This window comes from Pseudoalteromonas sp. UBA6610, from assembly GCF_002433295.1.
GTDB classification, from domain to species: domain Bacteria; phylum Pseudomonadota; class Gammaproteobacteria; order Enterobacterales; family Alteromonadaceae; genus Pseudoalteromonas; species Pseudoalteromonas atlantica.
Genome location: NZ_DJHW01000104.1, coordinates 40,769 through 54,114 on the forward strand (window position 1 = coordinate 40,769; position 13,346 = coordinate 54,114).

Here is a 13,346-nt window from a genome sequence, read left to right on the forward strand (position 1 = left end):
CATGAGTACAGAATTACTAATAAATGTCACGCCAAGTGAAAGCCGTGTTGCCCTAATCGAAAACGGTGTATTACAAGAAATTCAACTAGAGCGTATAGGCAACCTAGGTATTGTAGGCAATATTTACTTAGGAAAAATAAGCCGCGTACTGCCAGGCATGCAAGCAGCCTTTGTAGATATAGGCCTAGAAAAAGCCGCTTTTTTACATGCATCAGACATAGTCAATAGCGCCTCAATAGTTGAGGGTGTAGACGACGAGCCGATTAAAAAAGTACAAGACATACGTGAGCTAGTACGCCAAGGCCAGTACATTATGGTGCAAGTGGTTAAAGACCCACTAGGCACTAAAGGAGCAAGGCTTACTACCGATATCACTATTCCTTCTCGCTATTTAGTGTTTATGCCAGACGCTACGCATGTAGGTGTTAGTCAGCGTATTGAAACCGAAGAAGAGCGTGCGCGACTTAAAAAAATAGTGGCAGAATACGGCGACGATAATGGCAGTTTTATTGTTCGTACAGCGGCAGAGGGCGCTAGCGAAGCGGAGCTAAGACACGATGCTGAATTTTTACGAAAACTATGGCAAAAAATTGTATCACGTCGTAAAAAAACCAATAAAGCCAGTATATTACACGAAGACTTAACGCTTGCATTTAGAACCCTGCGCGACTACGTAGGTGAAGATATGGAGCGCATTAGAGTTGACTCTAAGCTAACCTATCAAGAGCTAAAGCTGTTTACTGAAGAGTTTGTGCCTTTGCTTTCGCAGGCACTTGAGTATTACCCAGGTGAGCGCCCAATTTTTGACTTATTTGACGTTGAAACCGAAATTCAAAAAGCACTGCATCGTAAAGTCACGCTTAAGTCGGGCGGCTATTTAATTATTGACCAAACCGAAGCGATGACCACAGTTGATGTGAATACAGGTGCATTTGTAGGGCATCGTAATTTAGAAGAAACCATTTTTAATACCAATGTGGAAGCCACATCAGCCATTGCTAGGCAGCTACGCCTGCGTAACCTAGGCGGTATTATTATTATCGATTTTATCGATATGATCAGCGAAGATCATAAACGCAGAGTATTACATTCTCTAGAGTCAGCACTATCTAAAGACCGTGCAAAAGCCAACATAAACGGCTTAAGCGCATTAGGCTTAGTAGAAATGACCCGTAAGCGCACCCGCGAAAGCCTTGAGCATATTTTGTGTGATGTGTGTCCGGCTTGCTCTGGACGTGGCTCACAAAAAACAGTCGAAACTGTATGCTATGAAATACTGCGCGAAATAGTACGCGTTAATCGTGCCTACGATGCCGATAAATTCATGGTGTATGCGGCGCCTGCAGTAAGCGAAGCCTTACTCAATGATGAGTATCATAACCTTGCCGAACTTGAACTATTTATTGGAAAACAGGTCAATATTCAAACAGAGAGCCTATACAGCCAAGAGCAGTTTGATGTGGTAATGATGTAATGAAAACGAAAGCGGTCTGTTTTTTTTGTTTTAGAAAGTTATGGCAAACCTGCGCCATAATTTTAGTATTACTGGCCGTGATTGTTTCTATTTTAAAGTACACCTTACCTTATGCAAACGACTATAAAGGCGATATAGAAACCTACCTGCACGATAAATTTGCCATTAGTCTTTCTATAGGCGCAATCTCTGCCAGTTGGCATGGCGCCGGCCCTGCCTTGGTATTAGAAGATCTCTCCTTTAAGGATAACGAAACTGCGCCTATATCGCTTACTATTGCCAAAACAAGCTTAGAGCTTAACCTATGGGAGAGCATTAAAGCCTTTCAGTTAAAGTCTAATTACTTTGTTATTAATGGCTTTCATACCAGTGTAAATATTCAAAATTTATTTAATAACAGCAATAACGATGATGTCTCGTTTGAACAAAAAGAGCTAATTGAAGAGCTATTTTTAGGAGATACAGGGCATTTTGCTATTGAAAATTCGAGTATTAATTTCATTTTAGAAGACGGTAGAGAGCGCAAGCTATTACTCGAAAACATAGTATGGCAAAACCAAGATGAACAGCATTTAGGAAGCGGCAGCCTCGCCTTGCCCGGCATTAGTGTGGGTAGCTTTGACGCACGTATCGCGCTTAGTGGCAAAACTATAGAGCAAATAGCGGGTGATATTTACGTACAAGCAAATAGCGTAGATGTGTCTAATTGGCTGGCGCAGTATATTAATACTGAAAAACAACAGCTTTACACAGACATAAACTTAAAGTCTTGGCTTAAGCTCGAAAATGGCTTTATCAGCGATGTAAAAATGCAGTGGTTACCTAGCTTTGTGCACTGGCAAAACAACCAACAAGCTAAACAAGTAAGCTTAAGCGAAGGGGGATTTCATTTATTTCCTGAGGCAAACGCTTGGCACTTAAAAAGCACGGGCCTAACATTTAGTAATAACGACACAACCTGGCCAAGTCTAGAATTTGAGGCAAACTTAGGTAAGCACAATAAAGTGTGGCTGCAGCAGGTTGATCTTTCTTTACTGAGTAACTTGGCGTCGTTAACTAACTTTGAAGCATTACAGCCACTTTTAAACCGCAAACCAAGTGGTTTTATCGATCAAGCCTACCTAGAACTTAATCCAGATGAGCAATGGCAGTTATGGTTTTCAGCTAATAATATTGGCTGGCAAGAAGTGTCTGGTATTCCTGCAGCGCAGGCGCTTAGAGTCTCGGGGCTTATAAATCAGCAGCGCGGGCGAGTGCAGCTATTTGGCGAAAACGGGACTTTAATAACCGGCAACAGCTTCAGTAAAAATATTGATTACAACCAAATTAATATCGATCTGGATTTAGCAAAAACAGATAATTACTGGAATGTAAGCAGTAATAATATTTGGTTTGATAATAACGAAGTTACCTTAGCGGCTGAGCTAAATGTAAGCCTTAGCGACGATCCTCGCTTAGATCTATACGCAGAAGCCTATGCAGAGGATGCCACAGTAGCTGGGCACTACTTTCCGTTAAAGGCAATGAGCCCTCAACTTGTAAGCTACTTAAACGGTGCAATAAAAGGGGGCGAAGTAGCTAAGGCGCAAGTATTATTTGCAGGTCCGCTTTCAGGTTTTCCTTTCACCGATGGCAGCGGCCAATTTGATGTACTCGCGCAAATAGACAACGCAACATACGCGTTTGACTCCAATTGGCCGGCAGTAACTAACGCTAATGTGCAGCTGCATTTTGCCAACGAGCGAATGGATATTTATAGCCAGCAAGGCCAGTTAGTTAATTTAGAAGTAGGCGATAGCGTGCAAGTGAGTATTGCCGATTTAATGCACGCTGATGAACTCATTGTACAAATAGATAAACGCGCGCAAATGGAAAAACTGCATGACTTTTTTGCAGCCACCCCGATTGCAAACCCACTGGCCAATATTTTTGAAGTGGTGCAAGGTAAAGGTCTAGCCGATGCAAGCGTAACTCTTTTAATTGGCTCTAAATTTAAAGGTGGAGCCAGTGTAAACGGCAAAGTAAAGCTAAACGATTTACCTGTTTATATTGCAGCCCCTGGCATTGCGCTTGAAAAACTAAGCGGCGAGCTCAGCTTTGAAAACGATACAATTAGCATGCAAAACGCCAGCGCTACATGGTTGGGTATGCCGCTTAGCATTAACTATAATAGTGCAAGCGAAGCACAGCAGTACACCGCTAATATTGATATAACGGCGTTACTAAATGCAGATACACTAACAACCCAGGCGCAAGGTGTACTGAAAGGGTACCTGAGTGGGCAAAGTGAAGTTGATATAGGCCTTGCACTTAATTTTACTGAGCAAGGATTTAATTACCGCGCTCAGGTTAGCTCTGAGCTACGTGGCTTGACGAGCACGCTACCAGCGCCCTATGGCAAAACAAGTGAACAGGTTTGGCCGTTAACGGGCATAGTGCAAGGCGATGATATTTCAAATCTTATTACGGCTAATGCTAATCAGCAGCTATATTTTAATGCGATTTTAGAAAACGGTCAGCCGCAATTTAGTAATATGCATATTGTACTTGCTGAGCAAGATTTAGGGCTAAATCAAAAAGATTTAAGCGTTAATATTAACCTTGAACAAACGCAACTAGAAGCATGGTTTGGATTAATAGACCAAATAATTAAAGCCGCTCAAGCTAAGCCAGACCAGCAGGCTGAGGGTATTATGCCGCCATTAAATGAAGTGGTTGCGCATATTGACAAGGTTAATGCTAGCGACATTATTTTTAACGATTTTGAAATGCGCTTAGCGCCCCAGCAAAACGACTTATATTTAAAGCTTAATGCCAAAGAGCTGCGTGCTGACGTGTTTATTCCCAGCTCTCAGCCAAGCCAGCCGATACGTATAAATAGCGATTACTTAAGACTTAACTTTGCACCTAAAGTAGAAGAAGATCTTGAGATCACCGATGTACTGCCAGAGCAAAACCTAGCGTGGCTTAACACAGTACCTGCCATTGAATTTAAATGTGCAGATTGTAAAGTGGCAAGTTATCAGCTTGATAAAGTGAGCGCTTCGCTGGTCGGTGAAGGCGACAAGCTTACTATTTCTGAGCTTGTGGTTGATAAGGGCGACCATATTTTACGTACCAAAGGGCAATGGCAAGGTGGCTTTACGCAATTTAATGGTGAACTTAAAAGTGACGATATAGGCGCGCTATTTGATGAATTTGATATCACCACCGCCATAAAAGATTCAAAAGCCGATATTAACTACAACCTTGCTTGGCAAGGCGCCCCGTATGACTTTGATATACCTAGTTTGGGCGGTGAAGTTAAGTGGGATTTAGGCGAAGGCCACATTGCTGAAATAAGTGATGGTGGGGCACGTGTATTTTCGCTACTTAGCCTTGACTCGCTAGTGCGTAAATTAAAACTCGATTTTAGAGATGTATTTTCAAAAGGCTTTTTTTACAACAGCTTAAAAGGCTCTATGCAGCTAGATAAAGGTATAGCCTACACAAAAGATACCAAAATGGATGGCGTGCCAGCCGATTTAACGATTAACGGCTATGCTAATTTAAACACCCTTGAAATAGATTACGATTTAGCTGTGGCACCGCAAGTAACATCTAGTATTCCGGTTATAGTGGCTTGGATGGTTAATCCCGTCACAGGGCTTGCCGCTTTAGCGCTTGATAAGGTTATTCACTCAGCAAGGGTGATCTCCGAAATTAACTTTAAAGTAACCGGCAAAATGAATGACCCTGTGGTACAAGAGCTTGAGCGTAAAAGTAAAGAAGTTACCTTACCGCAAGCTGCGCAAAATCAGCCGCAAGCGGCCAGTACACTCACACTTAAAGATGCCGTGGTAACAGCAACACAATGAGTACGCTAAACGCCAATATAATTGCTTTGCAAATGTGCTCAGGCACCAACCCCGACGAAAACATGGCAACCCTTGGCGAGGCGTTAAATAAACTCCCCGCAGCCAGGCCAATGCTTGTATGTTTACCCGAGGCGTTTTTAGTATTTAGTAAAAGTGGCGATGATACGCTAGCGGTTGCTAAACGTATTACTCACTACAAGCAGCAATTAAGTGCATTGTGTAAAAAGCATAATATTTGGTTAAATGCGGGCACCATCCCTGAGCCACACAAAAATAATAAATACTTTGCGGCCTCGCACTTATTTAATAGCCAAGGTGAATGCGTAGCCACGTATAATAAAATGCATTTATTTGATGTTGATGTGGCCGATAAAACCGCCAGCTATCGAGAGTCAGACTTTACTCAGGCAGGCGATGATGTGGTGGTTGTTGCTACACCGTTTGGTAAAATTGGCTTAACAGTATGTTATGATTTGCGCTTTAGCGGATTATTTAGCGCACTTACGCGCCAAGGGGCTGAAATAATTTTAGTGCCCAGTGCTTTTACACTCCCTACAGGGCAAGCACATTGGCAACCCTTATTAAAAGCACGCGCAATAGAAACGCAATGTTACGTTATTGCAGCTGCGCAGTATGGAACGCATCAAAATGGCCGCCAAACATACGGCCACAGTATTATTATTTCACCGTGGGGCGAGCAAATAGCAACGCTTGAAAGTGGGGTAGGGTCTATAAGCGGTTACGCCGACCTAAACCAGTTAAATAAAATTAGAAGAGATATGCCCGTGCAATCTCATCAACGATTTAGAGAGCATTTATTATGAATTCGGTTGAACAGCATTTATTACACGACAGCCAGCTAAATCGAGAAGAACTCGAAAAAACGCTTGGGTATATTCATCAGCATAAAGTGGATTACGCCGATTTATATTTTCAATCAAGCCATCATGAGTCATGGGTGCTTGAAGACGGCTTAGTAAAAGAAGGCTCTTACAATGTTGAGCGCGGAGTAGGTGTGCGTGCCGTTAGTGGTGAAAAAACAGGGTTTTCTTACTCTGATGCCATTAACCTTGAAGCGTTAAACAAAGCCGCAACGGCAGCTCGTAGCATTGCCGATGCAGGCGAAGATAAAACCATTAAAGTATTTAGCGATGTGAAAGCAAAAGAGCAATTTGCCCCGCATCAGCCAATATCAAGCATGAGTGACAGCGATAAAGTGAGTTTATTGCGTGAGCTTGAAAACTACATACGCGAACTCGCCCCTGATGCTGAGCAAGTAATTAGTTCAATGTCGGCTGTATACGAAGAGGTATTAATTGCTGCCAGCGATGGCACGTTTGCTACCGATATACGCCCGCTTATTCGTTTAAACTGCTCCGTTTTACTTGAAAAAAATGGCCGCCGTGAACGCGGTGGTGCAGGGGGCGGCGCACGCTTAGATTATGGTTACTTTAAAGAACTAGTTGAAGGCAAGCCACGTTGGATGGGCTTTGCCGAAGAAGCAGTACGCCAAGCTAAAGTAAACTTAGAGGCAATTGATGCACCAGCAGGTACGATGGAAGTTGTACTTGGCAATGGCTGGCCTGGCGTGCTTTTACACGAAGCGGTAGGCCATGGCCTTGAAGGCGACTTTAACCGTAAAGGAGCTTCGGCATTCAGCGGTAAAGTGGGGCAAAAAGTAGCATCTGAGCTGTGTACAGTAGTTGATGATGGCACCATGGCCGATCGCCGTGGTTCACTTAACGTTGACGATGAAGGCACACCTGCAGCTTATAACGTACTTATCGAAAACGGTATTTTAAAAGGCTACATGCAAGATAAGCTCAATGCGCGTTTAATGGGTGTAAACCCAACGGGTAATGCACGTCGTGAGTCGTATGCGCATTTACCTATGCCGCGTATGACCAACACCTACATGTTAGGGGGCGAGCATAGCCAAGCCGATATTATAAGCTCAGTTAAAAAAGGGGTATTTGCACCAAACTTTGGTGGCGGCCAAGTAGATATTACTTCAGGTAAGTTTGTATTTAGCGCATCAGAGGCGTATTTAATTGAAAACGGTAAAATTACCCAGCCAATTAAAGGTGCAACACTGATTGGCAATGGTCCAGAGGTGATGCAGCATATTTCTATGGTAGGCAACGATTTAGCCCTTGATAAAGGCGTAGGTGTCTGCGGTAAAGATGGCCAAAGCGTTCCTGTAGGGGTAGGTCAACCAAGCCTTAAAATAGACCAACTTACAGTAGGTGGTACCGCATAAAACAATAAAGCGCGAAGCAGTTCGCGCTTTTTAGGTTACCAATGCGAGGTTTACGCCTCGCTTTGCTCTTCTTTGTTCTTCTTCGCCTGTTCGTACCACAAAGACATAAAACACTCAGTTAATTTATGCTCTATTTCAAGTGCTTTGTTGGTTGGGCAAAATAGCGTAAAGCTTGCTTTAAACTCCCCAAGCTCTGTAGTACCAAAGTGAATAACCGGTGCCGGACCCGAAATTTTGGCATCGAGTTTACGCTCTATCATCGAATTATAACGTGTTGCTACATCGTGAAACTCTTCGCAGTATAGTTTTGCCTGATTGACTAATTCGTCATGGATAACATAAGGGTTAAAGCTCTCTCTGCGTACAATAGTAAAATGATGAGTCACAAAGCGCTTTACATAATTAAGGTTTTTAATTGAGCTGGTGATCAGCTTATTATTTGGAATATAAATTGTTTTGCGCGAAAACTGATAAGTGTGCATGTCTATTTCATGCATGGTGGTTTTTACCCAGTCTGTTTCGGCTACTTCGCCAAAATAATCACCTACTTGTATCCAATCACCTACTCTAAACGGGCGGGTGGTAACTAGGTAAAAAAAGCCAATAACGCATTGTATAAACTCGCGTGTTGCAAGCACTATAGCCACTGCAAACGCAGCAATAGACAGCGCAAAATTTTGTATTTCGGTCGACCACACAAATAGCAGCGACAACACCATAACAAAATTAATAAAGTGCTTAATGTTATGAGTGATGTAACGAATGTCTTTTTCTTTTTTTTCTGCGCGGTTTCTTGCTAGTTTATCAACCAGTACTTTAAGCACAAATGCAATGGCAAGCACGAGCACAGAAACTAAAAAAGGGTGCATGAGTATGTCTTTAATCATAACTTCCAAATACGAGTAGCAATAGGCACGCTAAGTATATTGAGTAATCAAACCAATTAGCAAATTTAAGCTACATAAAATCACTTATACCAATTGTGTTAAGTTATGAGCCATTTATAGCTATAGGTGAATAGCGTTATAACCCTGTTAGCGCTTTATTTTGCACGCTAGAACGGCTAATACTTAATTAAACCGGTATTACTTAGCAGCTAGGCTGTGTGCTCTGTAATAGAGGCTTGCGCGTATTGAGCGTGTTTTTGGCAAAACAATACAAGCTCAATAGCAGCGATAAAAATAAGCGTGTAACCTAGGGTTTCTATGCCTTCCTCAATAATATTTTTAACTACCCGAACGTATTGTTCTCCCATAACTGAGTGCCAAAACTCGCCCTTGCCCATCATTCTCGAAAAAGCGAGTAAGGTCACTAAGCCAGACAGACAAATACCATAGCTCGGTGTTTGCGCATAGGCTTTTAACGAGCTGTAAATAAAGCCTCGTTGGGCTTTTAAGTAAAGTAGTACGCTCCCTAACAGCGTATATACAATTGCTTGCCATGCGCCATCAAACACATACATATCTAGGTAGGTGTCAAATTCTCTAACAAACATAGCAGCCGACAATGCAGCTAGTAACAGCGCGGCTATTTTAAGATCAGAGTGAATACGTGAGGCGTAGAAAAACAGCATACAACTTAAAAACGTTAAAATATCTTGCATGTGTTCGGTTAGTGTTTCTTCACTGTAAAGTGCATTTTGCTGTAAATCAAAACCTTCAAGCTGAATTAAAAAAGCCACACCTGCTAAGCATAATAAGTAAATAAAAGATCGCAGTAAAAACATATAAAAGCTCAAATAGAAAACAATGCGCGGCAGTTTAATTATAAAAATGGCTAAAAGCCAAAACATTATAGAAACTTTTTATATATTTATCGGTCTAAGTTTTTTGCTGTTAAATTAATGGGTTATGTTTTTATTTTATGTATTTATGATGTGTTTTTTGTAATAAATTGAGTTAATTAGTTGTGCTGCATAGGGTTAAATGCGTTAAGCATAAAAAAAGCCCTTACTAAAACATAGTAAGGGCTTTTAACGTTATAAGCAGAATTTGCTTAGCGCATCGTCACAAACTCTTCTGAGCCTGTAGGGTGCAGAGCAACAACGGCATCAAAATCAGCTTTAGTTGCGCCCATTTTCATAGCAACAGCAAAGCCTTGAATCATTTCATCAACGGCAAAACCAATACCGTGTAAGCCAGCTACTTTTTCTTCAGGGCCTACGCATACAAGCTTCATTGCACACGGTTGGCGGTGTTGTGTAACGGCTGTGTACATAGCGGCAAAGCCCGACTTGTACACTTTTACATTTTCTTCACCGTGGCGAGCAATAGCTTCTTGCTCGGTTTCACCAATAGTACCAATAGGTGGGTGGCTAAATACCACAGTAGGTACAAGGCTGTAATCCATTTTTAAATCATCAGGTAGTTCTTTATTAAATAAACGCTCTGACAGGGTACGGCCGGCTTTAACAGCGACAGGCGTAAGTTCTATACCGTGCTCAATAATATCGCCCACAGCATAAATACCAGGTACGTTTGTATTTTGATATTCATCTACTTTTACATAACCAGAGCTATTTAGTTCAACCCCTGCTGCTGCAATGTTAATTACATCGGTGCTTGGCTCGCGGCCAATAGCCCAAATTACTTGGTCAACATTTTGGCTGTAACCATTTTCAAAATGAATGGTTAAGCTACCATCGCTTTCTTTAACAATTTCTTTAGGCGAGCATTCGGTATGCAGTGTTGGGCCTTCTTTTTTCATGATCTCTACTAGGGTTTCAACCAGTAGCGTATCAAAATTACGAAGCGGCGCGTGTCTGCGTACAAATAAATGAGTTTCTGTGCCTAAACCATGTAGTACACCGGCAAGTTCTACAGCAATGTAACCTGCGCCAATTACCGCTACTCGCTTTGGCTGCTCTGTTAATTCAAAAAAGCCATTTGAGTCTATACCGTACTCAGCACCTGGAATATTAGGAGTATGCGGACGTCCACCTACTGCAATCAAAATATGATCGGCCGTGTAATGCTCACCGTTTACTTCTACGGTTTTGCTATCAACAAATTTAGCAAAACCATTAATTACGGTTACGCCATTGTTAGCTAAACCGTTGTCGTATCCTTTATGAATGCGACCAATGTACGCTTCGCGACTCTCAACGAGTTTGCTCCAGTTAAAGTCTTTTACTTCTACGTTAAAGCCGTAATCAGGTGCATATAAGTTAATTGCTTCAGCAACTTGTGCGCCATGCCACATTACTTTTTTAGGCACACAGCCTACATTAACACAGGTGCCGCCCATGTGTTTTGCTTCGATAAGCGCTACCTTAGCGCCACGCATTGCCGCACGGTTAGCAGAGGCAATACCGCCACTACCACCACCAATCGCAATGTAATCAAAATGCTGAGCCATGTTTTATCCTCAAAAAAAATATTTAACTATAATGTGCCGATGATAGCATATGCTAAGTGCAAGTCACCCAGCGCGGCGCGCTAAAAAGCTGATAAATACAACAAACGAAACTGTTTATTATGCCGATCAGTTTCATCCTAAGCTATATTAGACCCATTAATGGAGGCTTGTATTTCACCGTTTTGCCCCAACTTCAAATTCATAGTCAATTAAATTGAGAAAATTCATGAGCGAAGCACAAACAAATCCACTCATTGGCCTAGAAGGCTTACCCCCGTTTTCGAAAATAAAGCCAGAGTACGTAGTACCGGCACTAAAGCACGGTATAGAGCAATGTCGTAAAGCCATAGATGACGTGTTAGAAAAAGGCTCGTATACATGGAACGATTTAGTATTACCCCTTGAAGAAGCTGACGATAAACTCTCGCGTATGTTTTCACCGGTATCGCACCTTAATTCAGTCATGAATAACGACGAGCTGCGTGAAGCCTACGAGCAATGTTTACCACTTATATCGGAGTACTCAACATTTGTCGGGCAGCATCAAGGCCTGTACGAAGCGTATAATGCGCTTTATAACAGCGATGAATTTAAAACACTCAGCACTGCGCAACAAAAAACCATCACCAACGCCCTACGTGATTTTAAACTTTCAGGCATTGCATTATCAGCAGAAGATCAAAAGCGCTACGGCGAAATTAGCACGCGTTTATCTGAACTTGCCTCTAAATTTGGCAACAACGTAATGGATGCAACGCTTGCATGGCATAAACACATTACCGATGAAAGCCAATTGGCAGGCTTGCCAGAGTCGGCATTAGCGCTTGCTAGCGAAACAGCTAAAAGCAAAGGTTTAGACGGCTGGGTATTTACGCTTGATTTTCCGTCTTACTTACCGGTAATGACCTATGCAGATGACCGCGAACTGCGCAAAGAAACCTACACAGCATTTTGTACGCGCGCTTCAGATCAAGGCCCTAATGCGGGTGAGTTTGATAACTCAGCCATTATGAAAGAAGAGCTTGCACTACGCCATGAGCTATCGCAGCTATTAGGGTTTAATAACTACGCTGAAAAATCATTAGCAACTAAAATGGCTGAGTCGCCAGCGCAAGTTTTCTCATTTTTAGAAGACTTAGCCGCTAAGTCTAAGCCTCAAGCAGAGCAAGAAGTGGCAGAGCTAAAAGCCTATGCTGAGCAACACCATGGCATTACTGAGCTTCAAGCATGGGATTTTGGTTACTACAGCGAAAAGCTCAAGCAAGAAAAATACGCAATTTCAGATGAAGTACTGCGCCCTTATTTCCCTGCAGATAAAGTACTTAGCGGTTTATTTGAAACCGTTAACCGCCTTTTTGGTATTAAGGTAAAAGAAGTAAGCGACTTTGATAGCTACCACAGCGATGTTCGCTTTTTTGAAATTTTTGATAGCAGTAATACATTGCGCGGTTGTTTTTATCTTGATTTATATGCACGCGAGCGCAAACGTGGCGGTGCGTGGATGGATGACTGTATGGGGCGTAAAGTGCGCGCCAGCGGCGAATTGCAAACACCCGTGGCATACTTAGTGTGTAACTTTAATAAAGCGGTAGGCGACAAACCGGCGCTATTTACACATGACGAAGTAACCACGCTTTTCCACGAATTTGGCCATGGTATACACCACATGCTTACCCAAGTTGATGCTGCTCCTGTTGCTGGTATTAACGGCGTTGCATGGGATGCCGTAGAACTACCAAGCCAATTTTTAGAAAACTGGTGTTACGATGAAGAAGCGCTGAGCTTTATTTCAGGCCACTTTGAAAGTGGTGAGCCATTACCAAAAGAGCTACTTGATAAGCTACTGGCTGCTAAAAACTATAATTCTGGCATGCAAATGCTGCGTCAGATTGAATTTTCGTTGTTCGATTTTAGAATCCACCACGGCTACCAGGCAAACCAAGAGTGCCAAATTCAAGCGATTTTAAACGACGTACGTAGCCGGACGTCGGTGGTTAACCCGCCTGAGTTTAATCGTTTTCAACATGGCTTTAGTCATATTTTTGCAGGTGGCTACAGCGCCGGTTACTACTCGTACAAATGGGCTGAGGTACTCTCTGCAGATGCATTTTCTAAATTTGAAGAAGACGGTATTTTTAACGCCGAAACAGGTAAAGCCTTCTTAGAAAATATTTTAGAAAAAGGCGGCAGTGAAGAACCTATGGAGTTATTTAAAAAGTTCCGTGGTCGCGAGCCAAATGTTGATGCCTTACTGCGTCACAGTGGTATAGCTGCATAAACAACTACTTAACCTTATAAAGCGCCTATATGGCGCTTTTTTTATGTTTTTTAATATATTGGCCAATTGTTTTTAGTAATTTTAACCTCCCGTACTATGCTTTGTGTATACGCAGCAAAA

8 protein-coding genes are annotated in these 13,346 nt (G+C 42.3%); 5 read left to right on the plus strand and 3 right to left on the minus strand.

Annotated elements, in window-relative coordinates:
* Position 1: 1 nt before the first annotated feature.
* Genes rng through tldD form a run of 4 tightly spaced genes read left to right on the plus strand, consistent with a single transcriptional unit; the run spans position 2 to position 7,591 of the window.
* Positions 2–1,474, plus strand: coding sequence for a ribonuclease G (gene rng / locus B4F91_RS14025; protein ID WP_004585759.1), 1,473 nt, complete (start codon positions 2–4; stop codon positions 1,472–1,474).
* Complete coding sequence (locus tag B4F91_RS14030) at positions 1,474–5,331, plus strand: YhdP family protein (protein WP_286938847.1); 3,858 nt, start codon at positions 1,474–1,476, stop codon at positions 5,329–5,331. The genes rng and B4F91_RS14030 overlap by 1 nt, the downstream gene beginning before the upstream one ends.
* Complete coding sequence (locus tag B4F91_RS14035; protein WP_286938846.1) at positions 5,328–6,155, plus strand: carbon-nitrogen hydrolase family protein; 828 nt, start codon at positions 5,328–5,330, stop codon at positions 6,153–6,155. Before B4F91_RS14030 ends, B4F91_RS14035 begins: the two co-directional genes overlap by 4 nt.
* Entirely contained in the window at positions 6,152–7,591 is a 1,440-nt protein-coding gene (tldD, locus tag B4F91_RS14040; protein WP_024032486.1) for a metalloprotease TldD, read from the plus strand. Before B4F91_RS14035 ends, tldD begins: the two co-directional genes overlap by 4 nt.
* A gap of 50 nt (positions 7,592–7,641) precedes the next feature.
* Here the strand turns inward: tldD and B4F91_RS14045 are convergent, their stop codons facing one another.
* The 3 genes from B4F91_RS14045 to gorA all read right to left on the minus strand — a co-directional run bounded on the left by B4F91_RS14045 (position 7,642) and on the right by gorA (position 10,948).
* Entirely contained in the window at positions 7,642–8,478 is an 837-nt protein-coding gene (locus tag B4F91_RS14045; RefSeq protein ID WP_286938844.1) for a mechanosensitive ion channel family protein, read from the minus strand.
* 209 nt (positions 8,479–8,687) lie between these two features.
* Positions 8,688–9,272: a hypothetical protein gene (locus tag B4F91_RS14050; protein WP_232510954.1), complete on the minus strand. Its 585-nt coding sequence runs from the start codon at positions 9,270–9,272 to the stop codon at positions 8,688–8,690.
* A gap of 314 nt (positions 9,273–9,586) precedes the next feature.
* On the minus strand, positions 9,587–10,948 hold the full coding sequence (gene gorA / locus B4F91_RS14055; protein WP_286938842.1) for a glutathione-disulfide reductase: 1,362 nt from the start codon (positions 10,946–10,948) through the stop codon (positions 9,587–9,589).
* 226 nt (positions 10,949–11,174) lie between these two features.
* On the opposite strand from gorA, the gene prlC reads away from it, so the two are divergent.
* Entirely contained in the window at positions 11,175–13,226 is a 2,052-nt protein-coding gene (gene prlC, locus B4F91_RS14060; protein ID WP_286938840.1) for an oligopeptidase A, read from the plus strand.
* Positions 13,227–13,346 lie beyond the last annotated feature (120 nt).